This window comes from Pseudomonas sp. GQ91, from assembly GCF_059758795.1.
The window spans coordinates 66,132-91,855 of the sequence record NZ_JCAXED010000010.1; the positions used below are offsets into that span (position 1 = coordinate 66,132).

A 25,724-nucleotide genomic window follows, 5' to 3' on the forward strand; every position below is an offset into this window, starting at 1 on the left:
CTTACCCTTGCTCGTCACGACGAAGGGCGCAATGCTGGAGTCCCTCAATGCTTCGAGGCACCCCATGAGATACCTGTTGTGCGCACTGGTACTGGTGATTGCGAACCAGGCCAATGCCCAAGTGCCAAGCCCTGTGGCCAACTGCACGCGCAGCGCCAACCTGCTGGCTTGCGTTGATCCCGAGGGCAATGCCTACAGTGTCGCGACGTACGGCAATACCACGTATTTGCGCGGGTTCGAGGTGCTTGGCAAACGCTATTGGGCCCAGACCAGCAGCCGCTACGGACAACTGACGTTCTTCACCGGGCTGGCCAGCGATGGCGAGGCGTGGGTGGGCTACACCCGACGGGTGGGCTGGACCACCATCAACCGCTTTTCAAGCTCCGCAGGCGCCCGCGCCAAGTTCACCTGCAACCGTCTCACCGGCTGTTAGGCCTGGGCTTTCTGCTGTTCCTGAAGCCAGGCCATGTAGCTGTTGATCGGTGGGTGTTTCTGGAAATAGCGCTGCAAGCCTTCAAACAACCCATCCGCTATCGCCTGTTGATGCCGCGCAGTGACCAACCGCTGGCTGTCGCGGGCGTTGGAAATAAATCCGGTTTCCACCAGGATCGACGGTACATCCGGTGACTTGAGCACTGCGAATCCGGCCTGTTCCACGCGTTTCTGATGCAGCGTGGTAATGCCCGCCAAACTGCCCAGCACGGTGCTGCCCAGTTGCAAGCTGGCGGCGATCGTGGCGTTCATCGACATATCAAGAATCACCCCCGCGAGCATCGGGTCCTTGTCCGCAAGGCTTAGCAGGCTGGTTGCTCCCAGCAGGTCGGCGCCGTTTTCCCGTTGCGCCATGAAGCGCGCGGTCGCCGAAGTCGCACCGCCTTCGGATAATGCATACACCGACGCACCGGAGGCGGTTAGCCTGGGCGCCGCATCGGCGTGTACCGAAATAAACATGTCGGCATTGTGCTTGCGGGCAATCTCCACCCGTTTGCGTAACGGCACGAAAAAATCAGCATTGCGTACCAGCTTCACGTCAAAGCCTTTCTCGCGCTGTAAACGCTTGGCCAGCCGTTGAGCGATGGACAGCACCACGTCCTTTTCGCGCTCGCCCTTGGCGCCGACGGCCCCTGGGTCTTTGCCGCCGTGGCCGGGATCGACCACAACGATGATGTCGCGCTTGGGGTGAGTCCTGTTCACAGGCGCGCCCGCCGTGGCGATTGATAACGGTGCCTGCGTGGCGCTGGTCAAATCCAGTACCAGGCGATGCCCTTGCCCATCCTGCGGAGGCAAAAGAAAGCTGTGGAGCTGCATGGGCGCCACCAGATCCAGAACGATCCGCGTGTCGTTCTTGCCCAGATGCCCCGAGCGAATCGACCTGATACCGCTGTTGGCCAGCGCAAGTTGGCTGAAATCACCGCTCAGGTTCGCGCCGTTCAAGTCGATGATCAGTCGCTCGGGAGCCGCCAGGGAAAAGGTTTTGTAGCTCACCGGACCGCTGAGATCGAACACCAGCCGCAGCTTGTCCTCCGAGCGCCACACACGGGCATTGCGAATCTGTGTCGCGCCAACCCCCCACGGCAATGTGAACAGCGCACTGGCCAGGAGCAGATTGAGAAGCTGACGTCTGTGCATGGGATACACCGCAGAAAATAATCGTCGATTTAATTGTTATACTATAACATATCCTTTTATTACCAACGTTGGACCTGCTCATGAACGCGCTGACTCTGCCGGATATCGCCGCGCAGGCTTCACGCCAAGCCTTGCCGCTCGACTGGGTGGGCATGTGCGGCATTGCCCTTCCCATCCTCATCGACGGCCAGCGCTTGAGCGCAAAGGTTGATGCCGGCGTGAGCCTGGACGACGGCGAGGCACGCGGCATTCACATGTCGCGCTTGTACCTGGCGCTAGAGAAACTTGAACAGGACGATCTGCAGCCGGCCCTGTTGCGCGGGGTGTTGCAGCACTTCCTTGATAGTCACGAAGGCTTGGCGAGTAATGCTTATCTGCGGATTCATGTCGACTTGCTGCTTAAACGTCCCGCGATGGTAAGCCCGTTAGCGGGTTGGAAGACCTACCCAATCAGCATCGAAGCGCGCCTGGAAAACCAGATGTTCCACGTGGAACTAAAAATTGACGTCACTTACTCTTCCACCTGCCCTTGCTCCGCAGCCCTCGCCAGGCAGTTGATTCAGCAGCAATTTGTCGATGACTTCGGCAACACCTCGCTGCAACACGCAGATGTCCTGGCTTGGCTCGGCAGCGTAAAAGGCATCGTGGCCACGCCCCACAGTCAACGCAGCAGCGCCCAACTGCACATTCATCTGAACAGTCAGCGGCCAACGCTGCCGCTGGCTGAGTTGATCGACAACGCCGAAGCCGCGCTTGGCACCGCTGTGCAAACCGCCGTCAAACGTGCCGACGAACAAGCCTTCGCTCTGGCCAACGGGCAGAACCTGATGTTTTGCGAGGATGCCGCTCGCCGCTTGAACCTGGCGCTGCAACGCTCAGCGGCCGTCAACGCTTTCCATCTGAAGGTGGTTCATGCCGAAAGCCTGCACGCGCATGACGCGGTGGCCGAAAGCCGCTGGACGAGGGCATCCAAGTGATCAGGTGCAACCAATTGCGCTGGGGCGCGCCAGGCCAACCATTGACACCGGCGATCGATATAGAGCTGGCCAAAGGTAGCCTCACCGGCGTCATCGGTGCCAACGGCTCGGGCAAAAGCAGCTTGTTGAAAGTCATCGCGGGGTTGCAGAAACCCTTGGCCGGAAACATCATTCTGCAGGTTCCACGACGCGGCGGCCTGTCGTTCCTGGCGCAACAGCACTACCTGGACCGCCAGTTTCCAATCACCCTGGAAGAGCTGGTGGCCGCTGGATTCTGGGGCAGCCAAGACACACCACTACAACGCCGGCAACGCCTGCGTGCCGTGTTGAAAGATTGGTGCCTGGACGGTCTGGAGCGACGGCCGTTGATGGCGTTGTCCGGCGGCGAAATGCAACGCGCCCTGCTCGCGCGTCTCAGCCTGGCCGAAGCGCCGCTACTGCTGCTGGACGAACCCCACGCCGCGCTGGATGAAGAAGGGCAAGCGCTGTTATGGAAGCACATCCACGCCTGGCATGCCGAAAGACGAACCCTGGTCGTGGTCTGCCATGACCTGGCCGCCGTACGCCAACACCTGCCCCAGACCCTGCAGATCAAAAGCAGCGGCTGCGTGCTTGCGCCCAGTCAAGACCTGATTCTCCAGCAACCGCGGATGCAGGTCGCGTGATGCACTCCGCGACCCATCTCTGGCTGCCGTTCCACGAGTTCGTGTTCATGCGCCGCGCTCTGCTGGGGGGCTTGGTCCTGGCCTGCAGCACCGCGCCACTCGGGGTATTTCTGATCCTGCGGCGCATGAGCCTGATCGGTGACGCCGTGGCCCACGGAATCCTGCCCGGCGCCGCCCTGGGCTTCTGGTTTGCCGGCCTGAGCTTGCCTGCCCTGACGCTAGGTGGTCTCGGTGCCGGCCTGAGCATGGCCGGGCTCGCCGCCTGGATCACCCGGCGCACCGGCCTGCGGGAAGATGCCAGCCTGGCCGCCATCTATCCGATCTCCCTGGCAATCGGCGTCTTGATCCTGGGTATCGCCGGCAAGCGCCTGGACCTGCTGCACCTGCTCTTCGGTTCGGCGTTGGCGGTGGACGGACCGACCTTGACCGGCATGCTCTGGGTGTCCGGTTTCAGCCTGATCGCCATGGCGCTGATCTACAAACCGTTGCTGCTGGACACCCTCGACCCACTCTTCCTGCAAACCGTCAGCCGCCTCGGGCCGCTCGCACATGGTTTGTTCCTGACCCTGGTGGTACTGAATCTGGTGATCGGCTTCCAGGCCATCGGCGCCTTGATGGTGGTCGGCCTGATGATGCTGCCGGCAGCGGCGGCGCGTTTCTGGAGCCGACGCCTGCCGGTGTTGATCGCCGTCTCGGCGGTGTCGGGATGCGTGTCGGTGTGGTTGGGACTGTTGTTGTCGTTCTACTACTCGCTGCCGAGCGGCCCGGCGATTGTGCTGGTGGCGGGCGGGTTGTATCTGCTGTCAGTGGTGTTCGGCCCGGTGCATGGTTTGCTGCGCCGTCCGCCTTTGCTTACATCCCAATGAGGTGTCTATCGATGCGTGCTCTTCCCGTGCTGTTCAGTGTCTTGCTGGCGCTGTCGTTCACGACCGCCCAGGCGGCCGAAAAACTCCAGGTGGTGACCAGTTTCAGCATTCTCGCCGACATCACCCATCAGGTGGGCGGCGAGCATATCCAGATCAGCAACATGGTCGGTCCCGACGCCGACGCCCATACCTATGAACCGTCCCCGGACGATGCCAAGTCATTGCTCAAGGCACGTCTGATCATCAAGAACGGTCTCGGTTTCGAGCCATGGCTGGATCGCCTGATCAGCAGCACCGAGACCCGAGCCGTGGTTGTCGCCGCCAGCAAAGGGGTGATCGCCCGGACCATGGAAGAAGACGGCGACACCCTCCCCGACCCGCACGCCTGGCACAATTTGGCGAATGCCGAAATCTATGTAAACAACATCACCAAGGCGTTGAGCGCCGCCGACCCGGCCAACCAGGCCGATTATCAGCACAACAGCCAGGTCTACCTGAAGCGCATCTACCGTCTGCTGGCCGAGGCCAACCGCAAACTCGGCTCACTGCCGCCCGGCAACCACCGCATCGTCACTTCCCATGACGCCTTTGGTTATCTGGGCCAGGCCTACGGCATCGACTTCCTGGCGCCGCAAGGCCTGTCCACCGATCGCGAACCATCGGCCGCCGAAGTAGCGGCGCTGATCACCCAGATCCGCCAGGACAAGGTCAAGGCGGTGTTCATGGAAAACATCAAGGACTCGCGCCTGCTCAAGCAGATTGCCGATGAAAGTGGTGCCCGAATCGGCGGCACCTTGTACTCCGATGCCTTGGCCACCAAAGGCCCGGCCAGTACCTTCATCGGGTTGTTTGAATACAACCTCGACACCTTGTACGAGGCTTTGCGCCAGCCATGAGACTGTCGATGCTCGACCTGGAAAGGGCGGCGCCGGGGGATTGCTTTGCCCTCGACCGCGTACTCGACGCGCTGCCGTGGAACAGTGCAGGCCTGATCGCGGCCATCGCGCAACAACACGGCAGTGGCGAGGTGCTGATGCTGGCCTGGATGAATCGTCAGGCGCTCGACGAAACCCTGGCTACCCGACAAGTCTGTTACTGGTCGCGCTCGCGCAAACAGTTGTGGCGCAAGGGCGAAAGCTCCGGTCACCGGCAACGGTTGATAGAAGCCCGGCTGGATTGCGACGGCGATGCCGTGCTGTTGATCGTCGATCAGCAAGGCCCGGCCTGCCATACGGGACGCCCGACCTGCTTCTACAACGCCATCGACCACGACCAGGTCCATGTCATCACCGCCCCCCTCAAGGAGCCCGCCGCATGATCCGCAAGAACCCTTCCGGCGACCTGCCCGTGATTGCCGAGTCGGCCTACGTCGATAAAACCGCCATTATTTGCGGCAAGGTCATCATCGGTGAAAACGTGTTTGTCGGCCCCTACGCCGTGATCCGCGCCGACGAGGTGGATGCCAATGGCGACATGGACCCCATCACCATCGGCGCCAATTCGAATATTCAAGATGGCGTGGTGATCCACTCCAAATCCGGCGCGGCAGTGAACATTGGCGAATTCACGTCCATTGCCCACCGCTCCATCGTCCATGGGCCGTGCAGCGTGGGTGATCGGGTTTTTATCGGTTTCAACAGCGTGTTGTTCAATTGCGTGGTAGGCGATGGCTGCGTGGTACGGCACAACTCGGTGGTCGATGGCCGCAATTTGCCCGCGGCGTTCTACGTGCCGTCGACCACACGCATCGGCCCCAACACCGATCTGTCGCTCTACCCGCCCGTGAGCGTCAGCGCTTCGGAGTTTTCCGAAGATGTGGCGCGCACCAACGTTGACCTGGTGCGCGGCTACAAAGCCCTGCAAAACGAGTTCTGAACATGCACCGCGTGCTGATCCGCAACGCCCGCCTGGTCAATGAAGGCCAGGCATTCGACGCCGACCTGCTGATCGCCAATGGCCGTATCGACACCATCGCCAGCAGCATCGAGGGGCAAAACGCCGCCGTCGAGATCGACGCCCAAGGTCAGTGGTTGCTGCCAGGAATGATCGACGACCAGGTGCATTTCCGCGAGCCCGGGGCGCCGGACAAAGGCAGCTTCTACAGCGAGTCTCGAGCGGCGGTGGCCGGCGGCATCACCAGCTTCATGGACATGCCCAACACCCAGCCCGCGACCTTGACCCTTGCAGCATTGGCCGACAAACAGGCGCGAGCCGCCCGGGACTCGGTGGCCAACTACGGTTTTCACTTTGGGGTGAGCAACGATAATCTCGATAGCGTCGCGGCGCTCGACCCGCGCACCGTGGCCGGGGTCAAAGTGTTCATGGGGGCGTCCACCGGCAATATGCTGGTGGACGATCCCAGGATTCTGGAGCGCCTGTTCGCGCAAGTACCGACCATCCTGCTGGCTCACTGCGAACACACGCCGAGCATCCAGGCCAACGAACAGCGCTTCAGAGCGCGTTTTGGCGATGCCATCCCCGCCGTCGCACATCCACTGATTCGTGATGCCGAAGCCTGCTACCGCTCCTCATCCCTGGCGGTAGAACTGGCCCGGCGCCATGGCACACGCCTGCATGTGCTGCACCTGACCAGCGCCCGCGAACTGGCGCTGTTCGAAGACAAGCCCTTGGCGGAAAAACGCATCACTGCCGAAGTCTGCGTGCATCACTTGCTGTTCGATGACCGTGATTACGCACGCCTGGGCCACCAGATCAAATGCAATCCCGCGATCAAGACCCGCGCCGATCGTGACGCGCTGCGCCAGGCTTTACTGAGCAACCGCCTGGATGTGATCGGTACCGACCACGCGCCCCACACCAGGGCACAGAAACAGCTGCAGTATCGCCAGGCGCCTAGCGGCTTGCCGCTGGTGCAGCATGCGCTGCCAGCGCTGCTGGAATTGGTCGCCGACGGCTTGCTGCCGCTGACAACCCTGGTAGCCAAGACCAGCCACCGGGTCGCGGATCTGTTCGCCATCCATGACCGTGGTTATCTGCGCGAAGGTTATTGGGCCGATCTGGTGCTGATCAAAGCCGAACCCCAGGGCAAGCCCGTCAGCAGCCAGCCGATCCTCGCCCGTTGCGGCTGGACCCCGTTCGCCGAGCGTAGCTTTCGCCATAGCGTCAGTACCACACTGGTTTCCGGCTGTGTCGCTTGGCACGACGGGCAGGTGCAGGACAACTGCCACGGGTTGCCGCTGTATTTTCGGCGTTGATTGACGGGGTGCAGGATCAGGCGCCTAGCCCTTGCTCGCGAAAACCCCGAGGCCGCCTCGGGGTAGCAGAATCCCCACGCCACCGTTAAGGTTCTTCGCGAGCAAGCTCGCGCCTACACGAAGAGGGTTTATCAGGCTCTTGGCTTGACGGTTCCACAATCGCTGCCCAACCACTGGGCATGAGTATCCAGGCTGCCATTCTGCTGTACGCCTGTGGCATTGAACGTGCCGTTGACCGTGGTGGTGAAAGCCTTCTGGCTCTGGAACGTCGCCACACCGGTCCCTTGGGCTTTCGGGCAACTGAAGCGGAATTTCCACTGGTTGCCGGTTTTATCCGTCACTTCCTGCTTACAACCCGACTGCGGGTCGGTCAGGGGAATCGAATCGGACGCCACCTGGGCCGGTGTCAGGCACACCTGGACGCCTTTTCCGGCCATGGTGATGCCTTGTTTTTCCAGCATCGCTCGCTGTTCCGGGGTCATCTGTTGCTTCAGTTGACCGAGGATCAGCGACAGATCCGGCAAGCTCTGGTTATCGACTTTCATATTGCTGGTGGTCAACTCCCACAAGCCCGGCGCCAACATCTGCGCCTGCGCCGCCACGGGCAGCGTCAAACCAACAACCATGGCCAAACCAAGCAGACGAGCATTCATCGGGTAACTCCTGGGTAATTGTCGGCGTTAGACGTCGTAAAGCCGCGAGTGTTGCACGGTGAATAAAATAGCGACATTCCCCGCCGAACATGGTCTGTTAAGCATTGGATTGTCAGGAGTAACGTCGTCCATGGATTTCTTTGGCCCGCACCTGCTTGGCTACGTGATCGCAACCCTGCACTTTCTCGGCTCCCTGGCCGCCATTCATGCAGTGCTGACCGTCCGGACCGCTCAAGGCTCGATTGCCTGGGCGCTGTCGTTGATGTTTATGCCCTACCTGACGCTGATTCCTTACCTGATCTTTGGCCGCAGCACCTTTGACGCCTACATCCAGGCCCGCCGCCAGGCCAATCAGGAAATGCGCAAGGCAATTACCGAGCTGAACTGGCGGCCTTGGGTCGAAGAGGCCCTGGCCGCGCGCAACTCTCTCGCCTACGCTTCCCTGCGCGCCATGCCCAAGCTGGGACGCATGCCGTGCCTGGCCAACAATCAGGTGCGTTTACTGGTGAATGGCGACGCCACGTTCAACGCGATTTTCGAGGCCATCCGCTCGGCAAAGACGGCGGTGCTGATTCAGTTCTTTATCATCCATGACGATGAACTCGGGCAACAACTGGCCACCTTGCTCAAGGAAAAAGCCGCCGAAGGTGTGGCCATCTACGTCCTGTACGACCGCATCGGCAGCCACTCCCTGCCCCACAGCTATGTGCAGTCTCTGCGCGATGCCGGGGTACAGATCAAGGCCTTTGCGACCCGCAGCGGCTGGCTCAATCGTTTTCAGGTGAACTTCCGCAACCATCGCAAGATTGTCGTGGTGGACGGCGTCAGCGGGTTTGTCGGTGGGCATAACGTGGGTGATGAATACCTGGGCAAGAAACCGCCACTCGCCCCCTGGCGTGACACCCATGTGCACGTCAGCGGCCCGGTGGTGGCCTGCTTGCAAGAGTCGTTTGCCGAAGACTGGTTCTGGGCCGCACGCGAACTGCCGCCGCTGATCTTGCCCGACACCTATGCCGATGACGGCGTGCTTTGCCAGTTGCTGGCCAGCGGTCCGGCTGACGCGTATGAAACCTGCTCGCTGTTCTTTGTCGAGGCCATTCATGCGGCGACCGAACGCGTATGGATCACCAGCCCGTACTTCGTTCCGGATGAAGCCGTATTCGCCGCGCTGAGGCTCGCGGTGTTACGTGGCGTGGATGTGCGCCTGCTGCTGCCCTCCCGCGCCGACCACCGCATTGTCTACGCCGCCTCCAGCCTGTATGCGATCGAAGCGATGCGCGCTGGCGTACGGGTGTTCCGCTACACACCCGGCTTTTTGCATCAGAAAGTGGTGTTGGTGGACAGCGAAATCAGCGCCATCGGCAGTGCGAACCTGGACAACCGTTCATTCCGGCTCAATTTTGAAGTGATGCTGTTGACCGTGGATCAGGCCTTTGCCAGCGAAGTGGAGCAGATGCTGCTGGATGACTTCGCCCAGTCGCATGAAACCCGCCAGGAAGAAAGCCGTCAGCCGCGCCGCCTGCAACAACTGGGCATGCGGGTCGCACGGTTGATTTCCCCGATCCTATAAGTTGCGCGACCGAAATGTGTGCGGGCTTGCTCGCGAGGGCGGTATGTCAGTCAACACATGGATTGGTTGCTACACCGTCATCGCGAGCAAGTCCGCTTCCACACAAGTCGCCATCCTCTGAGATCTCAGCGGTAGAGGTCTTCTCGTGTCCACGGCAATTCATGGCTGCCATCGGCATGGGGCTTGACCGCCAGGATCTGATGCAAATTGATCCAGCCCCGGGCAAAGGCATACGCACACCCAGCCAGGTATAGGCGCCAGATACGCAATGCTTGCTCCGGTACCATCTTCGCCGCTGCTTCCAGATTGTCTTCCAGGCGCTCGCTCCAATGGTCCAGAGTGCGCGCGTAATGCAGGCGCAGGCTTTCCACGTCGACCACTTCCAGGCCCACTTCGCTGATCTCGGCGCTGATCATCACCAGATGCGGCAACTCGCCGTTGGGGAACACGTAACGCTCGATAAACTCACCGGCACCACGTCCCACCGGACGGCCATCGGTGTGTTTGGCAGTGATCCCATGGTTGAGCACCAACCCGCCTTCGCGTACCGCGCCGAACAAGGTCTTGCAGTACTGCGCCAGATTGGCGTGACCTACGTGTTCAAACATGCCGACGCTGACCACCTTGTCGAATCGCCCGTCTTGGGGCAGGTCGCGGTAGTCGAGCAGTTTCAGCTCTACCTGGTCCTCAAGGCCTTCGGCAATCACCCGTTCCTTGGCCAAGGCCAGTTGTTCCTTGCTCAGCGTGATGCCCAGGACTTTCACCCCAAACTCCCGCGCGGCATAGCGCGCCAGCCCGCCCCAGCCGCACCCGACATCCAGCAGATACTCCCCCGGCTGCAAGCGCAATTTGCGGCACAGGTGGCGGAATTTGTCTTGTTGGGCCTGATCGAGGGATTCACTGCCGGTTTCGAAATAACCACAGGAATAAGCCATGTCGCGGTCCAGCCAGAGCTGGTAAAACTCGTTCGACAGGTCGTAATGGTAGGAAATGGCCGCTGCGTCCGTGGCCTTGTCATGGGTTGATCGAACCGGGTGCTTGTCGTCATCCTCCTCGATCAGCGCATGACTCAGTTCGTCACACACCCGGATCACTTCGGTGATAGAGCCCTCCAGCTCCAGTTTGCCCTCGACGAAGGCTGTGCCCAATGAATTGAGCGTGGGATGGGTCAGTTGCGTGACCATCACCGGATCCTTGACCACGATCGTGACACTGGGCTCCGGGCCCAGATTGAATTCATGGCCGTCCCAGAGTCGCAGGCGCAGCGGGAGCTGTAGATTCTGTAAGGCCGGTGGAAGTTGCGCGAGCATGAGTAGTCCCCCTTGTTTCAGACACCTGAAAATGAGGGTAGACCATCCGGAGAAAAGTAGCTGGCTATCGATCTGATAGAGGTTCTCTAAGATGCTCGACGTTGCAGCAAGCCGTCCTGGACCCATTGTTTCAGCCAGGTAGCAGCTTGCAGCGGCGCGCCCTCCTGATGAGTGACTGCCAATTCGGCGCACAGTTCTGAAAATGTCCAGCCGCTGTCGAGCATTCCGGCCAGCGCATAAGCCTCCGCGGGTTCCAGGCTGCGGTAGCGGCAGACCTGTTGGTCACGCCAGACCAGGCAGACTTCGGTCAGCGCCAACGGGTGGCTGCCGGGAAAATCCACCTGATCCTTGAATGAACGCCAGATTGCCAGGCTGTTGAAACGACACGTCAGCGACTGCACCGAGGGCGTCCGCTGCACCTTGAGCCCTGGCCACGCCTCAGGCGCCAGCCCGGCCATGTCAGCGAGTGTCAGCGGCTGACAGGGCGGTGCATCGAACGCCAGAGTAAACGCCCACTCCAGCCGTGCAAGCTCCACCAATGGGTCACTTTGCTCCGCGATCAGATATTCAGCGAGAAAGCCTGCAAAGCGCTGCCCCAACCAGCGCAAGCTGAAATGCTCGGAGGGATGGCGGTGCACATAGGCCTGCACCAGCGCCGCAAACTCTTCGTCCCCCAGCCAATGCCACACTGCCGGAAAATCCCCCTGCATCACCTCCAGCAAGCGGGCCTTGTAGGCGTTGTGATAAATCGCCAGCCCGGTGTCGACATCCAGGCTTGGACCACCGATCAAGCTCGCGCTGAACCCCTTATCCGCGGCGCCATGCTTTGTCATCAGATGCTGCTCGAATGCCAACTGCCAATCGATCAGGCGCATAGCGACCTCCGCGCCAACGCCGTGGCGCCGAGTTCACGGGCCTTGTGCAACTCGTCGAGCAGTTCGGCAAGCGGCGGGAAATGGTCATCGCGCTCCAGCAACGTCGCCACCGGTCCCACGTGTTCCAGCGTCTGTTGATAAAGCGTCCACACCGGATCGCACACCGGATGATCATGGGTATCGACCACGTAGTCGCCATAATCCCTATGTCCGGCCAAGTGCAGTTGACGGATGCTCTGGGGCGGCAGGTTGCGAATAAAGGTCCAGGCATCGAAGCCATGGTTGCGCGAGCTGACGTACACGTTGTTAACGTCCACTAGCAGCTCACAGCCGCTGAGGCGGCTCAAGGCATTGAGGAATTCCCACTCGGTGAATTGATCGGCCCTGGCGCGCACATAACTGGAGACGTTTTCCAGCACCAGTGGCCGCTGCAGCACCTCTTGCACCTGCGACACGCGGGCGGCAACGTGATGAAGGCTTTCTTCTGTGTAGGGCAATGGCAGCAGATCATGCAACTGATGCGCGTTGCCACGGCTCCAGCACAGGTGATCTGACACCCAGGCCGGGTTGATCCGATCAGCCAGTCGCTTGAGTTGCTTGAGGTAGTCCATGTCCAGCGCATGCGGCCCGCCGATAGACAAGGACACGCCATGCATCACCAACGGGTAACGCTCGGCGATGGCGTCCAGGTAGTACAAGGCTTTGCCGCCTTGCACCAGATAATTCTCGGAAACTATTTCAAACCAGTCCACGGCCGGCGACTGCTCGATGATCTCCTGGTAATAAGCACTGCGTAATCCCAGGCCGTAGCCCAGGCAAGGTACCGATGCAAACATGACGAACTCCAGGGCCGGTGTTCGCAGCGGCGTGCACACCGCTGCGAGATCAAGTCTTCGCCATTACTCGCCGACTTTACCGCCAGCGGCGTCGCAGGCTGCCTTGGTCATCGCCTTGAAGCCGTGGCCCTTGCAGGCAGACTGACCTTTGCAAGCGTTTTCAGCGGTCTTGCAATCGTTCATGCCTTTGCAGGAGGTCACGCCGTAACAATGCACCTGCGCTTCATCAGCAGCTTGGGCCTGGGTCGCGACACCCGCAAACATCGTGGCGGCAGCGATTGCCAGGGCGGCACCGGAAACGGCGTTCTTGATGTTCATGGTTGTAGTCCTCATAGATCGATAGGTGTGTCGGCTGAACCCTTTGTTCAGTCCCGACACAGCACTAGAGTGAGGTGCCCGATGAGCGTTACAACGTCGTCGGAAATTATTCTTCCAGTTTCAATAGCGGCTCCTGAAACCTCAGCAAACGCCCCGCGTTACCCAACACCAGTAAGGTGCTGAGGTTATGCAGCACCGCCGCGATCATCGCCCCCGCCGCGCCTAACCAGCCAAACGCCGCGAACACTACGATTGCCAGGGTCCAGCCCAGGCCGATGATCACGTTTTGCTGCAACGTCTGCCGGCATTGTCGACTCAAACGCACGCAGGTACCCAAGCGCCGCAGATCGCTGCCAATCAGCACCACGTCCGCCGAGGCCAGGGCGATATCCGCGCCGCCCGCCCCCATGGCCACGCCGACGACACCGGCCTTGAGCGCCAGGGAGTCGTTGACCCCATCGCCGACCACCATCGGCCGGAACCCGCTGCCGATCTCCCCAAGCACCCGGTTGAGCTTGTCTTCAGGCAACGCCCGAGCCTGGATGTCGCTGATACCCACCTGTACCGCCAGGCTGTTGGCGACACTCTGACGGTCGCCGGTCAGCAGCAATTGACGACCCAGGCCCAACTCCCGCAGTTCTTTCATGGCGTGGCGCGCCTCGGGCTTGACGCTGTCGGCCAGCAGCAGCCAGGCGAGGAATTGTCCATCCAGGGACAAACCCGCAAGCGGGCCGTCATGGGTGGGGATCGGGGAAGTCGCAATAGCCAATTGTTCAAACAGTTCTGGCCGGCCCAGGGCCGCTTCGCCCTGCGCCGTCCGCGCCACCACGCCAAGGCCTTGGCGTTCGCGGATATCCGACAACACTTGCAACTGCTCCTGCGTCGCCAACCCCGCCAGCGCCCGGCTGACCGGGTGACTGCTGGCCGCACCCAGGCTTGCTGCGAGGTTGAGCACCCTCTGCCGATCCGCCACCGAGGTCTCGATGGCGTGCAGGCGCAAGGTGCCAAAGGTCAGGGTGCCGGTCTTGTCGACCACCAGCGACGTCAGGTCAGCCAGTTCCTCAAGAAAAGCCGAACTGCGAATCAGAATCCCGTGACGTGCCGCAACGGCAATGCCTGCAATTGCGGTGGCCGGCGCCGACAACACCAACGCACACGGACAGGCCGCCACCAACACCGCCAGCATCGCCTGGGCATCGTTGGTGACAAACCAGGTGACTGCCGCCAGCAGCAACACCAGCACCAGATAACTGCCGGCATAACGCTCCAACAACCGAGTGATCGGCGGCTTGGCGCGCTCGGCGTTCTGCATCAGCGCGATGACCTTGCCCAGTGTGGATTCGCTGCCGGTGCGGGTGACTTCCAGGCGTAGCAAGCCATCGAGGTTGATCGCCCCACCAAACACCTGCATCCCGACGCCGGCCTCCAACGGTACCGACTCGCCGGTTATCGGCGCCGTGTCCAGGCTTGCCTGGCCCGACAGCACCACGCCATCGGCGGGTACCCGGTCACCGGCGCGCACTTCGACGATATCGCCGGCCTTCAACGTGCCGTTGTCGACTTCGAGAATGCTGCCGTCAGCCTGCACCCGCCGCGCGTGACTGCGGGTCAGTTTGCCGAGGGCATGAATGGCTTCCTGAGAGCCAATGACACTGCGCTCCTCCAACACGTGGCCAAAGATCATGATGATCGGCAGCAACGCAGCGGTCAGCAGATCACCGGTGGCCCAGGCCCCGAGCATGGCCAGGGCGATCAACTGGTCAGTAATCCCATGCAGGCTCGGATAACGCAGGCTGAACCACGCCGAACGCATGACGGGCACCGCCACCAGCAGTGAAGCAAAGCCCAACAGCAATTGGCTGACGCCAGTCTGGTCCGGTGCCAGCCAGCGCCAGACCAGGCCAAGACCGAGCAGGCCCAAGGCAAGCATGGCGAGGGTCAGTTGCCGGGCGGCACTGCGTTGTTCGGCCGATGAGAGCATCGTTGCGGCCTGCGCGGTCATTGCTCGGCTCCCTGAATGATCAGGTGTGAATCGTCTTTAGGGTCAACCGTGGTCACGGAACCGGCCTGGGCGAGGATTTTCGGCAGGCGTTCGCGGTACAGGCGCAGCAACAGGCCCGGGTCGTTGATCTGGGCCAGACTGGCGACTGTCGCGGTTTGCGCCTGAGCCTGGGCCAGCCGTTCGCTGGCCTGGGCATGCGCCACTTGCACCAGGCGGTCGGCGTCCTGAGTGGCGGTCTGGGTCAGTTTCTCGGCCTCGGTGCGGGCATTGGCCACGGCCTTGTCGGCTTGCTGGCTGGCGGTCAGCACCGCATTGAACGCGCTGACCGCCGGGCTCGGCAGGCTGGATTGCACATCGACCCGAGTGACTTCGATGCCCAAGCCCAGGCCGCTGGACGCCAGCTCGGCGAGACGCTGGTTGATACCTTGCACCAGATCGCCGCGCAAGCGCTCGCGACGCTCCGCCGCCTGGTTATCCGTACCCATCAGTTCGGGGCGCGCCACCAGGATCGTGTCCAGGTCCCGCGCCGCCGTCAGCGCCAGCGCGCTGCGCGTCACCAGACGATCCAGCGCCGGCAACACATGGTCGCCCTGCAACACAAAGGCATAAGGCTCACTGACCTTGTAGAAAACCCGTACGTCCAGTTGCACCACTCCGGCATCCCCGGTCAGCAGGTAACCGGAGCCGGCCAACGTATCACTCAGGGGCCTGGCAAAACTGGCCACCCGGTCGGCCTGGATCGCGGCATCCGAACGCAACAGGTTTTCCACGCGCCGCTCGATCACCCGATCCGCGGCCGGCAACAACACCACGTGTTCGAACGGGCGCGGCCACGCCAGCAGCAAGCCGGCATTCTGAATCCGGTCCAGGGCGCCGAAGTGCAAGACCACGGCACGATTCTGCGGGTCGATCTGCCGTACATTGGAAAAAGCCCAGGCCAGCGCCGCCAATACCGTCACCGCGTACAGCGCCAGGAAGGTCAGACGCCCGGCCTGAATCCATGGGCTGTCAGGGGATTCGCGCTGACTCATGGCTGGAGGTCCCTGGGCCCGTCCACCAAGGCTCTGAACGGTGCGGCGTCGGTACGCAGGATAATTTTGCTGCCGGGCGTCACCACGGTACCCAGCGTGTCGAGGGAACGCAGCAGGTTATACAGCTGCGGATTGCCGGCGTAGGCACGTCCGTAGATTTGCGCGGCTTGTACGCGGGATTGAGCTTCGATATCAGCGGCTTTCACCGTGGCGTCTGCCTGCACGATCCGCGCATCACGCTCAGCGGCGGAGCGAATCTGCGCGGCTTCACGCTTGCCCACGGCGGTGCGTTCGGTGGCAATAGTCTCCCGTTCGGCGCGCATGCGGTCGACGGTGGCGGCCAGGGTCACCGAAGGCAGGGTCAGCCGTTCGATCCCGACTTGCACCACGCGCACCCCGTAGGTGGTGAGCAATTGTTGATCAATTTTCTGGCGCAACTGCGCTTCGAATTCACCAATGCGTACCTGGCTGGCATCGGTATTCACCAGATTGGCCAGGTCGAAGCTGGCGGCGGTGGTTTCCAGGGCTGAGCCGACAAAGGTACGAATCTGCCGCGCGGCTTCATCCGGCTGGTTCTGCACCGCACGCATGAAACGCTGCACATTGTCGGCATCGCCCTGCACCTGCCACGCCACGTAGGCCTGGACAATAATCCGCAAACCGTCCCGCGTTCCCACATCTTGCAGGCCACTTGAAGTGGTGCGCAGGCGCAGGTCCACCGGAATCGCCGCTTCGAACGGTTGCGGCCAGCGCCAGCCGAGACCCGGTTCCAGCAGCACCCGCGACGGATTGCCAAAACGGGTGATGACCGTGGCTTCGCCGGAGCGCACCTGCACCAGGCTCGCAGCGGCAACGGCGAACAGCACCAGCAACACGGCCCAGGCCATGCGCCGCCAAGGAAAAGGCCCCGTCGCATGTTCATCAGCATGATGGTGATGATGGTGGTGGTGGCCGGCGTGATCATGGGAATGAGCGCTCAACAGACAGACTCCTTATTGAACGGCTTTACGCGGCAACGAGGGATCGGCCGGCAAGGTAAAAGAACGCAGATCGATCGTCGGCGCACTGTTGGCGCCCAGCCGATGATCGAGAATGAGCAGCTTGGCCTGGGCCAGGCCCTGGCTCAATTGACTCAGGTATTGTTCCAGCACGAAAGCCCGACCCGCCGTGGCATAGGCCTGTTGCTCGGCGGTGAAACGCAGGTCGGCCGCTTGCGCGTGCGCCTTGACCTCATGGGCCGTAGCTTCAGCCTGATCGCGGGCGACACTGGCATTCAACTGCGCCAGGTTGCTCTGCTCGCTGGCCGCACCGCGCTCGCGGGAGATCAGCGCCTGAGCGCTTATCTGCGCCGCCTGCACGGCGTGGTAAGCATTGGCGGCGCCGGCGGGTGGGTGAATCGCTTCGACCACCGTGGCGAGAATTTCCACGCCGCTGTCGAGCTTCTGCAGGTCGGCTTGCACCGCCCGGCCCACCTCATCGGCCAGCCCCGTGCGTTGTTCCCCCAGCAACTCATCGAGGGTCCGCGTGGCGAACTCATGCACGAGGATGCGGCTGGCAGTGCTGCGGATCAGCGTCGGTATATCCGCACTGTTATACGTGGCCGCCAGCGCCGCCTGATCGCTCAGGCCGATGCGATACACGAAACGCACATCCATGTTGACGATCTGCAAGCTCTGCTTATTGCCGCTGCTGCTGGCAATCACTTGGGATTTGTCATTCACGTGACTGGCGTCCCACAGGCGGTTGGCAATCAGCGGAGCCGGGCCTTCGGCAGGCGCAAGGTCAGTCACCGGGTTTTCACCGACACTGGTGGCCAGTTCATGCACCACGCCGTTTTCCACACTCAATACGCGGCCCAATGGCCACGGCAAACCCACGTGCAGACCAGGGCCGAAGACCTCCACCGGCTTGCCGAAGCGCTCATAAATCCCACGGCCTTGCAGGGCGACTTCATGCACGCCAGTCAGCAACCAACCCACCGCCAGCACCGCCACCAACACCGGCAAAAATGCCCGACGCATGTAGGTAAAAGCCCAAATCTGCCGCAGGTCAATGCCAAAGCGGTTATGCAGCTCATGCTGCAGCGCAAGTAAAGGCTGGGGTGGCCAGCGCAACAGGCTGGCGATAAAGCTCTGGGCAATCAGCCGTGGCTCCAGGCGTTGCTGATCGGGGCTGAACAGCGAGAGCACGGCCCGGAGCAGGAACTCCACAGCCACCAGAGCGGGCAGCACGCCGATCAGCGTCGCGAGACGCAGCGGCCAGACCGATGTTTCCTCGGCAAACAGCAGACAGATCCCGCTGACCACCAGACAGATGATTGCAACCCGGCTCAATTGCGCCAATTGCCCGGCTTCCGGCCACTGAGCCGTGCTTTCCTGGGCCAGGCGTCGTTCCATGACCAGCAGGCAGAAGGCCAGGATCAACGCCAGCGCCGCACCCACGCTGCCCGCCTGCCCGATGGCAGCGGCGGGCAACGCCAGGTTCCAGAACTGCCCGAGACTGATCAGCGCGAACAATGACCAACCCGCCAACCACAGCACCGGCGCGCCGATGTGCGCCAGCAAGCTGGCCGATCGACTGCCTAGACGTTGCAACAAACGGTCAAGGACGTTCGCTTCGACGGCGGGCGCTGGCCGTTCGGTCGGAGATAGTGAAGGGTGTTCCAGCGCCTGGGCACGCCAGTCCGCCACCCACCAGGCCGATTGCAACCCGGCCACCAGCACCAGCAATGCCGACGCGCAATTGATCAGCACCACCGGCCAGATCGACAACGGCGCAAACAACGCCACGAACAGCGCCAATACCCAGCCGCTGATGGCCAGTGCCGTCAGGCCGATGCCGGCCTGTCGCAAGCGCCGGGCATGAAACAGCCCTTGCTGAAAGCGCGGCAGCCCTTCGATGGCAGCGCCTTCAGCGTCCAGATCCACTCGCATTCACACGCCCACCAGGAAACAATTCGTTACCATATAACACAGTGCGTGAAATTTTTGTTTGCCGGATTCCCTGACGCCCCCCATAAACACGCGCTATCACTAGTACGCGCCAGGATAAATCGTCACACTCCGAAAAGTTGTTTGCGGGTTAAACAGACAAGGACGCGCCTCTCATGATTTCGATCTATCAGCTCAAGCCGCGTTTTCAAGACTTGCTGCGGCCCTTGGTCCAACGTCTGTACGACAACGGCACCACCGCCAACCAGATCACCGTGCTGGCCGGAGTCATCTCCGTGCTGGTAGGCCTGCTGATCGCAGGTTTTGCCCAACACACCTGGTTATTCGCGCTGATTCCCGCGTGGATGATCCTGCGCATGGGCCTGAATGCCATCGACGGTATGCTCGCCCGCGAATTCGGCCAGCAATCGCGTCTCGGTGCTTACCTCAATGAACTCTGTGACGTGATCGCCGACAGCGCGCTGATTCTGCCGTTTGCGTTGATCCCCGACGCGAGCCTGGTGCCGGTATTACTGGTGGCCCTGCTGGCGGTGTTCAGCGAATATGCCGGAGTACTCGGGCCAATGGTCGGCGCTTCACGGCGCTATGACGGCCCAATGGGCAAGAGCGATCGGGCCTTTGTTTTCGGCGTGCTGGCCACCGGCGTGGCGCTGGGCTGGTTGGGTGCCAGTGGGGTCGACGGCGTGATGTGGCTGGTAGCCGCGTTGCTCGCCTACACCCTGGTCAATCGTGTCCGCCAGGGCCTTGAAGAAGCACAGCAATTCCCACCGATTGCATAAGGACTTTGCGATGCGCGAACAGCAAGAGCACACCTTCCGCACCCATGACGGGGTGGAGCTTTTCTACCGTCACTGGCCCGCCACTGCGCCGAACGCTCCTGAACCGCGCCAGGCGATCCTGCTGTTCCACCGCGGCCATGAGCATTCCGGGCGCATCGCGCACTTGGTGGATGAGTTGGATCTGCCGCAATTCGATTTTTTCGCCTGGGATGCCCGCGGCCACGGCCAGTCCCCGGGCGAGCGCGGTGACAGCCCCAGCTTCGGCACCAGCGCCCGGGACGTACAGACCTTTTGCGAGCATATCGCCGCGACCTACACCCTCGGGGAAGAACAGCTCGCGGTCATCGCGCAAAGCGTCGGCGCGGTGATTGCGGCGACCTGGGTGCATGACTACGCACCGAAAATCCGCGCGTTGGTTCTCGCCTCCCCAGCCTTCAAGGTCAAGCTCTATGTGCCCTTCGCACGGCCTGGCCTGGCGCTGATGCGGCGCTTTCGCGGCAATTTTTTCGTCAACAGCTACGTCAAGGCCAAGTTTCTCAGTCACGACCCCGAGCGGGTGGCGTCCTACGACAGCGACCCGCTGATCACCAAGGCGATCTCGGTGAATGTGCTGTTGGGCCTGTACGAAGCCGCCGACCGGGTTGTAGCCGACGCCCAGGCGATCCAGGTCCCGACGCAACTGTTGATTTCGGGCTCGGACTTTGTGGTGCATCGCAAACCCCAGCAGCAATTCTTCGAGCGTCTCGGCAGCCTGAAAAAAGAGCTGCATATACTCCCCGGTTTTTTTCACGACACCCTCGGGGAGCGAGATCGTGCCGTGGCCTTGAACAGCGCCAGGCGTTTCATCCTGCAGAATTTCAAACATCCGCTGGACCGCGCCAGTCTGTTGGACGCCGACCGGATAGGCCTGACCTGCGCTGAATCCGAGTCCCTCGCCGCGCCCCTGCCGCGCAATTCACTGCGAGATCGGTACTGGCGCATGACCCGCGCCAGCATGGGCTTGGGCAGCAAGCTGTCGGATGGTGTGAAGCTGGGCTTCGACACCGGCTTCGATTCCGGCAGCACCCTGGATTATGTCTACCGCAATAAACCCACCGGCAAAGGCGCGCTGGGCCGGATGATCGACACCCATTATCTGAACTCCATCGGCTGGCGTGGCATTCGCCAGCGCAAATTGCATGTCGAGGAGTTACTGCGCCTGGGCATGACCCAGCTGCGCGACGTGGGCCGCGAAGTGCGTATCGTCGACATCGCCGCTGGGCACGGACGTTACATTCTGGAGGCCTTGCAGGGCGTTTCGCCGCTACCGGAGTCGATCCTGCTGCGCGACTACAGTGACATCAACGTGCGCGACGGTGGCGCGTTGATTCGCGAGAAAGGCCTGGATGATATCGCCCGGTTCGTCAAAGGCGATGCGTTTGATCGCGCTGACCTGGCCGCCCTGCAGCCCAAGCCGACGCTGGCGGTGGTCTCCGGCCTGTACGAGCTGTTCGCTGACAACGGCATGGTCGCGGGCTCGCTGGCGGGCTTGGCCGAAGCGGTGGAGCCCGGTGGTTATCTGGTCTACACCGGCCAACCGTGGCATCCGCAACTGGAACTGATTGCCCGCGCCCTCACCAGCCATCGCCAGGGCCAGGCCTGGGTGATGCGCCGGCGCAGCCAGGCAGAAATGGATCAACTGGTGGTGGCGGCGGGCTTTCGCAAGATCACCCAGCGCGTGGATGAATGGGGGATTTTCAGTGTGTCCCTGGCCCAGAAGATCTGAACATGCGCGAACCCGGTCTTTTAAAACCGGCGGTGCTCTGGCTGTTGCTGCTGGCACCGTTGTTTTTCAGCACCTATGGCTTTGCCACATGGGTCACCAGCCAGCGCGAGGACGTCGGCACGCTGGTGTTTGATTGGGAAAGCCATATCCCGTTCTGGGCCTGGACCATCGTGCCGTACTGGTCGATTGACCTGTTGTACGGATTTTCACTGTTGCTGCCCAATAGCCGCCATGAACTGAAACGTCACGCCCTGCGCCTGCTCACAGCGCAAGTCATTGCCGTCAGCTGCTTCCTGATCTGGCCATTGCGGTTCACCTTTGAGCGGCCGGAAATGAACGGCGTGTTCGGCTGGATGTTTGCGCTGCTGGCCGGCTTCGACAAACCGTTCAACCAGGCGCCCTCATTGCACATTGCCTTGCTGGTGGTGCTGTGGGTCATGTACCAGCGGCATACCCAAGGCCCGTGGCGTTGGCTGGTGCACGGCTGGTTCGCCTTGATCGGTATTTCGGTGCTGAGCACTTATCAACATCACTTTATTGACTTACCCACAGGCGCCTTGGCCGGCTGGCTGTGCGTGTGGTTGTGGCCGCTGGAGCACCCCAGCCCGCTGCTCAATGCGCAGTGGACGCGAGACCTGAAGCGCCGGCGTTTGGGCTTGCGCTATGCCCTCGCCGGCCTGGTCATGGCGATAGCGGCGTTAGTCCTCGGCGGCGGCTGGTTGTGGTGGCTCTGGCCGGCTGTCGCCGTACTGCTGGTGGCGCTCAACTATTGGCTGCTGGATGCCGCGGGCTTTCAAAAACGTGGCGACGGTCGGCTCAACCCGGCGTCGCGCTGGTTATTTGCGCCGTACCTGGGCGCCGCCTGGATCAACTCGCGCCTGTGGACGCGCAATCATCCACAGCCGGTGCGGGTTGTGGATAACGTCTGGTTGGGGCGTTTGCCTGCCAGGAACGAACTGGGCGCGTTCAGGGCCGTGGTCGATCTGTGCGCCGAGCTGTCCCTGGATCCACAGGGCCGCGCCTACTACAACGTGCCCGTGCTGGATCTCACCGCCCCCACGTCCACCCAGTGCCTGGAAGCGGCGCACGCCATCGAACGCCTGCGCGAACAAGGGCCAGTGCTGGTGTGCTGCGCCCTTGGCTACTCGCGCAGCGCGACCGCCGTGGCCGCATGGCTGCTGGACAGCCGGCGCGCAGCCACGGTCGAGGAAGCAGTAGCTATTATTCGTACAGCACGACCCAATGTCGTCCTGCACCCCGCTCACCGTGAAGTGTTGGGAGATCTGCCCTATGCCCGCTGACATGGAACTCCAGGTCGTCGCCAGCCTGCTGCGCCGAGGCCGATCGCTGGATCAGTTATCCACAGGCCTGACCCTGCTTGGGGTACTGTTAGGTCTGCTGCAGCTGCTGATGAGCAGTATTACGCCGATCTGCCTGCTGCTCGCCGTGTGGATGATTATTCTCGGGCTGCTGCAAAAATACTGGGCGCTGAGGGTCGCCTTCGACGCCGAGCTGTTTGCGTTGATGGCCAAGGGCCTGGAGCGCACCGACGAACTCGACCAGGCGCTACAGACCCTGGGCCTGCAATCGCCAAATCGCGCCAGCCGGCCCTGGACCGAGCGTCGGCGCGGCGCGTTGAAACTGTTGCGCAAGCAAGCCTATTTGCTGGGCGCACAAGTCCTGCTGACATTGGCCGTGATCCTGGCCAGCCCTTGGCTGCCTTTTGCCGGATAAGGAATTGCTATGTTTGAGCCCGTGGTCGCGACCCTGATTACCTCCATGGCCCGCACCGTCACCGGCGCCCGCAGTCTGTGGCTCGGCTGTTCGCCGGAGGCGGCACAGCGCATCTATTTCGCCAACCACAGCAGCCACGGCGACTTCGTGCTGCTGTGGGCGTCACTGCCGGCGAACCTGCGTAAAACCACACGGCCGGTGGCCGGCACCGATTATTGGAACAAGAGTTCACTGCGCCGCTACATCATCAACCGGGTGTTCAACGGTGTGTTGATCGATCGCGAGCGCAAAGACCCTGTGGATAACCCGCTGCAGCCGATGCTCGATGCCCTGGAAAACGGCGACTCGCTGATCATCTTTCCCGAAGGCACGCGCAATCTGGAAGACGGTCTGCTGCCCTTCAAAAGCGGCCTGTATCACTTGGCCAGAAGTTACCCACAGGCGCAGTTGATCCCGGTGTGGATCGCCAACCTCAATCGGGTCATGCCCAAGGGCCGGGTGCTGCCGCTGCCGTTGTTATGCACCACCAGTTTCGGTGCCCCGCTGCAACTGGAGGACGGCGAAGACAAGGCGTTGTTCCTCGCCCGAACCCGCGACGCCCTGCTCGCCCTCGCCCCGGAGCAAGTCTGAAATGGATAGCCAAACCCTGATGTTGTTCGGCGGGATCGGCATGATCCTGGTGCTTGCCTCACTGATCGGCCTGATGCTCAAGCTGCGCACCCGCGGCACGCCCAATGCAGTCATCGACAACCTGAACGCACGCATCAATGCCTGGTGGGTGATGGTGATCGTCATCGGTATCGCATTCTGGCTGGGTACGGGAGCGGTGATCCTGCTGTTCTATGCAGTGTCGTTCTACGCGCTGCGCGAATTCCTCACCCTCACGCCCACCCGGCGCAGCGATTATCCGGCGCTGGTGGCGGCGTTCTACCTGGCGCTGCCGCTGCAATACGTGCTGATCTACTTCGACTGGTACGGATTGTTCTCGATCTTCATCCCGGTCTACGTGTTCCTGCTATTGCCGATCCTCGCCTCATTGGGCGGCGACAGCACGCACTTCCTCGAACGGGCCTCCAAGGTGCAATGGGGCTTGATGATCGCGGTGTTTTGCGTGTCTTTCGTGCCGGCGTTGCTGACCCTCGACATCCTCGGCTATGAAGGGCGCAACCTGCTGCTGATCGCCTACCTGGTGATCGTGGTGCAACTCTCGGACGTGTTGCAGTACGTCTGCGGCAAGCTGTTCGGCAAACATAAGATCGCGCCCAACCTGTCACCTTCAAAAACCGTCGAAGGCTTTGTCGGCGGGATCCTGTTGTCATCATTGATCGGTGCCGCGCTGTGGTGGATCACACCATTCAATCCGTGGCAGTCATTCCTGATCGCGTTGTTGATCAACTTACTGGGCTTTGCAGGCGGGATCGTGATGTCGGCAATCAAGCGCGACCGAGGCGTGAAGGATTGGGGGCATATGATCGAAGGGCATGGCGGGATGCTGGATCGCCTGGATTCCGTGTGTTTTGCGGCGCCGATTTTCTTTCATCTGGTGCGGTATTGGTGGACTTGAAAGGTAAAAGATATTCCCTCGGTCGTTGAACAAGATTGGAACTTCAAATTGGCGGGGGATGAGCTCACTTCTTGACATGGGTGCACGCATATACCGCCAAAGCGGTAATCGCGAAGCCCACTGCGTTAATTGCACTGAAAGCTTCACCGAGGAAAACAAAACCCATTAACGCGGTAACTGCTGGAATTAAATGGAACAGGCCCGCAACTTTGCTTGCTTCGCCTTTACGCATAAGGATGTAGAGAATACTGATTGCGCCGATAGAGTTGACCAGTGATAACCACCCCGAGGCAAAGATCATGGTTGGGGTCCACTGGACGGCGAGATTTTCAAAATGATCGGCGAAAAAGAACATTATAAAAGATGCGGTGGCTAATTGAATAAAACCGCCAGTACGCAAGTCCATGTTAGAGCAATACTTCTTCTGATATAGGCTACCTGTAGTGATACCAATCAGCGCTAGAACGACACATAGATAACCTGTCAGGCCGGCCGTTGCAGTGACGCCAAGCTGTTCATACACCACCAGCGCAACACCGAACAAACCGCCAACCAGGCCGAACCACTCAATACGACTTACTTTTTCGTTGAGGAAACGGGTGGCACCCAGCGCTGTAAATACCGGCATTGTACCAACGATCAGGGCAGCAACAGCGGCTGACACACCCAAGTCCAGACCCATGTATAGGCCCGCAAACTGGAGCGCCTGGATCAAGATACCCACTACGACCAAGTGACCGACTTGAGCGCGCGTTTTTGGCCATGGTGCTTTGGTCAAGAGCGCCACACCCAGCAAGATCAGAGCCGCGCTGGCGAAACGAATAAAAATCAGGGTATAAGGCCCGACAAAAGGGAGTGCAACTTTGCCAACGACATAACCTGAACTCCACATGACAATGAAAAGCAAGGGTAGTAGAGTGGCTGGTAAGGCGATGTTAAAACTTCTGGTTAGGGTTTTCATGAATCCTCCGGGGTTAAAGCGCT

Annotated in this window: 26 protein-coding genes; 15 read left to right on the forward strand and 11 right to left on the reverse strand. The window is 61.2% G+C overall.

Annotation, left to right across the window (positions count from 1 at the left end):
* The first annotated feature begins 64 nt into the window (after nucleotides 1-64).
* The gene (locus AC6CIA_RS16310) at nucleotides 65-433 is read left to right on the forward strand and encodes a glutamine synthetase (RefSeq protein ID WP_498313438.1); all 369 of its coding nucleotides are present in this window, start codon (nucleotides 65-67) and stop codon (nucleotides 431-433) included.
* Here the strand turns inward: AC6CIA_RS16310 and AC6CIA_RS16315 are convergent.
* The gene (locus AC6CIA_RS16315) at nucleotides 430-1,629 is read right to left on the reverse strand and encodes an N-acetylmuramoyl-L-alanine amidase (protein ID WP_498313440.1); all 1,200 of its coding nucleotides are present in this window, start codon (nucleotides 1,627-1,629) and stop codon (nucleotides 430-432) included. The genes AC6CIA_RS16310 and AC6CIA_RS16315 overlap by 4 nt on opposite strands.
* 80 nt (nucleotides 1,630-1,709) lie before the next feature.
* Here AC6CIA_RS16315 and folE2 point away from each other — a divergent pair, with 80 nt between their 5' ends.
* From folE2 to AC6CIA_RS16350, 7 genes are read left to right on the forward strand one after another with little or no spacing between them, the layout of a single operon-like run.
* Entirely contained in the window at nucleotides 1,710-2,606 is an 897-nt protein-coding gene (gene folE2 / locus AC6CIA_RS16320; RefSeq protein ID WP_498313442.1) for a GTP cyclohydrolase FolE2, read from the forward strand.
* Nucleotides 2,603-3,271 (forward strand): metal ABC transporter ATP-binding protein, encoded by a 669-nt coding sequence (locus AC6CIA_RS16325; protein ID WP_498313443.1) that lies wholly within the window; start codon nucleotides 2,603-2,605, stop codon nucleotides 3,269-3,271. Before folE2 ends, AC6CIA_RS16325 begins: the two co-directional genes overlap by 4 nt.
* Nucleotides 3,271-4,137: a metal ABC transporter permease gene (locus tag AC6CIA_RS16330; RefSeq protein WP_498313445.1), complete on the forward strand. Its 867-nt coding sequence runs from the start codon at nucleotides 3,271-3,273 to the stop codon at nucleotides 4,135-4,137. Before AC6CIA_RS16325 ends, AC6CIA_RS16330 begins: the two co-directional genes overlap by 1 nt.
* 11 nt (nucleotides 4,138-4,148) lie before the next feature.
* Complete coding sequence (locus AC6CIA_RS16335) at nucleotides 4,149-5,033, forward strand: metal ABC transporter substrate-binding protein (protein WP_498313447.1); 885 nt, start codon at nucleotides 4,149-4,151, stop codon at nucleotides 5,031-5,033.
* Complete coding sequence (gene hisI, locus AC6CIA_RS16340) at nucleotides 5,030-5,455, forward strand: phosphoribosyl-AMP cyclohydrolase (protein WP_498313448.1); 426 nt, start codon at nucleotides 5,030-5,032, stop codon at nucleotides 5,453-5,455. The genes AC6CIA_RS16335 and hisI overlap by 4 nt, the downstream gene beginning before the upstream one ends.
* Nucleotides 5,452-6,012, forward strand: a complete 561-nt coding sequence (locus tag AC6CIA_RS16345) for a gamma carbonic anhydrase family protein (protein WP_498313450.1) — start codon at nucleotides 5,452-5,454, stop codon at nucleotides 6,010-6,012. Before hisI ends, AC6CIA_RS16345 begins: the two co-directional genes overlap by 4 nt.
* Before the next feature lie 2 nt (nucleotides 6,013-6,014).
* Nucleotides 6,015-7,352, forward strand: coding sequence for a dihydroorotase (locus tag AC6CIA_RS16350; RefSeq protein ID WP_498313452.1), 1,338 nt, complete (start codon nucleotides 6,015-6,017; stop codon nucleotides 7,350-7,352).
* Between the two features lie 131 nt (nucleotides 7,353-7,483).
* Here AC6CIA_RS16350 and AC6CIA_RS16355 read toward each other — a convergent pair whose 3' ends face one another.
* Nucleotides 7,484-8,005 (reverse strand): DUF3617 domain-containing protein, encoded by a 522-nt coding sequence (locus tag AC6CIA_RS16355; protein WP_084378341.1) that lies wholly within the window; start codon nucleotides 8,003-8,005, stop codon nucleotides 7,484-7,486.
* Between the two features lie 130 nt (nucleotides 8,006-8,135).
* On the opposite strand from AC6CIA_RS16355, the gene cls reads away from it, so the two are divergent.
* A complete protein-coding gene (gene cls / locus AC6CIA_RS16360; protein ID WP_498313454.1) occupies nucleotides 8,136-9,575 on the forward strand; it encodes a cardiolipin synthase in 1,440 nt (479 codons plus the stop codon).
* A 125-nt stretch (nucleotides 9,576-9,700) separates the two neighbouring features.
* On the opposite strand, the gene cfaB is transcribed toward cls, so the two are convergent.
* The 8 genes from cfaB to hflK (AC6CIA_RS16400) form a co-directional block, all read right to left on the reverse strand.
* On the reverse strand, nucleotides 9,701-10,885 hold the full coding sequence (gene cfaB / locus AC6CIA_RS16365) for a C17 cyclopropane fatty acid synthase CfaB (protein ID WP_339529667.1): 1,185 nt from the start codon (nucleotides 10,883-10,885) through the stop codon (nucleotides 9,701-9,703).
* Nucleotides 10,886-10,971: 86 nt separating this feature from the next.
* Nucleotides 10,972-11,760 (reverse strand): HvfC/BufC N-terminal domain-containing protein, encoded by a 789-nt coding sequence (locus tag AC6CIA_RS16370; protein ID WP_498313456.1) that lies wholly within the window; start codon nucleotides 11,758-11,760, stop codon nucleotides 10,972-10,974.
* Complete coding sequence (bufB, locus tag AC6CIA_RS16375) at nucleotides 11,751-12,596, reverse strand: MNIO family bufferin maturase (protein WP_498313458.1); 846 nt, start codon at nucleotides 12,594-12,596, stop codon at nucleotides 11,751-11,753. Before bufB ends, AC6CIA_RS16370 begins: the two co-directional genes overlap by 10 nt.
* Before the next feature lie 63 nt (nucleotides 12,597-12,659).
* Nucleotides 12,660-12,914: a BufA2 family periplasmic bufferin-type metallophore gene (gene bufA2, locus AC6CIA_RS16380; RefSeq protein ID WP_339529661.1), complete on the reverse strand. Its 255-nt coding sequence runs from the start codon at nucleotides 12,912-12,914 to the stop codon at nucleotides 12,660-12,662.
* A 106-nt stretch (nucleotides 12,915-13,020) separates the two neighbouring features.
* A complete protein-coding gene (locus AC6CIA_RS16385) occupies nucleotides 13,021-14,916 on the reverse strand; it encodes a heavy metal translocating P-type ATPase (protein ID WP_498313460.1) in 1,896 nt (631 codons plus the stop codon).
* Nucleotides 14,913-15,947, reverse strand: a complete 1,035-nt coding sequence (hflK, locus tag AC6CIA_RS16390) for a protease modulator HflK (RefSeq protein WP_498313461.1) — start codon at nucleotides 15,945-15,947, stop codon at nucleotides 14,913-14,915. Before hflK (AC6CIA_RS16390) ends, AC6CIA_RS16385 begins: the two co-directional genes overlap by 4 nt.
* Nucleotides 15,944-16,930, reverse strand: coding sequence for a protease modulator HflC (hflC, locus tag AC6CIA_RS16395; RefSeq protein WP_498313675.1), 987 nt, complete (start codon nucleotides 16,928-16,930; stop codon nucleotides 15,944-15,946). Before hflC ends, hflK (AC6CIA_RS16390) begins: the two co-directional genes overlap by 4 nt.
* 9 nt (nucleotides 16,931-16,939) lie before the next feature.
* Entirely contained in the window at nucleotides 16,940-18,880 is a 1,941-nt protein-coding gene (gene hflK, locus AC6CIA_RS16400; protein WP_498313463.1) for a protease modulator HflK, read from the reverse strand.
* Nucleotides 18,881-19,053: 173 nt separating this feature from the next.
* Here hflK (AC6CIA_RS16400) and AC6CIA_RS16405 point away from each other — a divergent pair, with 173 nt between their 5' ends.
* Genes AC6CIA_RS16405 through AC6CIA_RS16430 form a run of 6 tightly spaced genes read left to right on the forward strand, consistent with a single transcriptional unit; the run spans nucleotide 19,054 to nucleotide 24,740 of the window.
* Nucleotides 19,054-19,677 carry a CDP-alcohol phosphatidyltransferase family protein gene (locus tag AC6CIA_RS16405; RefSeq protein ID WP_498313465.1) on the forward strand — a complete coding sequence of 208 codons (624 nt, stop codon included), beginning with the start codon at nucleotides 19,054-19,056 and terminating at the stop codon, nucleotides 19,675-19,677.
* Between the two features lie 10 nt (nucleotides 19,678-19,687).
* Nucleotides 19,688-21,442 carry a bifunctional alpha/beta hydrolase/class I SAM-dependent methyltransferase gene (locus AC6CIA_RS16410; protein WP_498313467.1) on the forward strand — a complete coding sequence of 585 codons (1,755 nt, stop codon included), beginning with the start codon at nucleotides 19,688-19,690 and terminating at the stop codon, nucleotides 21,440-21,442.
* 2 nt (nucleotides 21,443-21,444) lie between these two features.
* On the forward strand, nucleotides 21,445-22,743 hold the full coding sequence (locus tag AC6CIA_RS16415) for a phosphatase PAP2/dual specificity phosphatase family protein (protein ID WP_498313469.1): 1,299 nt from the start codon (nucleotides 21,445-21,447) through the stop codon (nucleotides 22,741-22,743).
* The gene (locus AC6CIA_RS16420) at nucleotides 22,733-23,176 is read left to right on the forward strand and encodes a hypothetical protein (RefSeq protein WP_498313471.1); all 444 of its coding nucleotides are present in this window, start codon (nucleotides 22,733-22,735) and stop codon (nucleotides 23,174-23,176) included. The genes AC6CIA_RS16415 and AC6CIA_RS16420 overlap by 11 nt, the downstream gene beginning before the upstream one ends.
* Nucleotides 23,177-23,185: 9 nt before the next feature.
* On the forward strand, nucleotides 23,186-23,806 hold the full coding sequence (locus AC6CIA_RS16425; protein ID WP_498313473.1) for a lysophospholipid acyltransferase family protein: 621 nt from the start codon (nucleotides 23,186-23,188) through the stop codon (nucleotides 23,804-23,806).
* A gap of 1 nt (nucleotide 23,807) precedes the next feature.
* On the forward strand, nucleotides 23,808-24,740 hold the full coding sequence (locus AC6CIA_RS16430; RefSeq protein ID WP_339529644.1) for a phosphatidate cytidylyltransferase: 933 nt from the start codon (nucleotides 23,808-23,810) through the stop codon (nucleotides 24,738-24,740).
* A 64-nt stretch (nucleotides 24,741-24,804) separates the two neighbouring features.
* Here AC6CIA_RS16430 and AC6CIA_RS16435 read toward each other — a convergent pair whose 3' ends face one another.
* Nucleotides 24,805-25,701 (reverse strand): DMT family transporter, encoded by an 897-nt coding sequence (locus AC6CIA_RS16435; protein ID WP_498313475.1) that lies wholly within the window; start codon nucleotides 25,699-25,701, stop codon nucleotides 24,805-24,807.
* Between the last annotated feature and the right edge of the window lie 23 nt (nucleotides 25,702-25,724).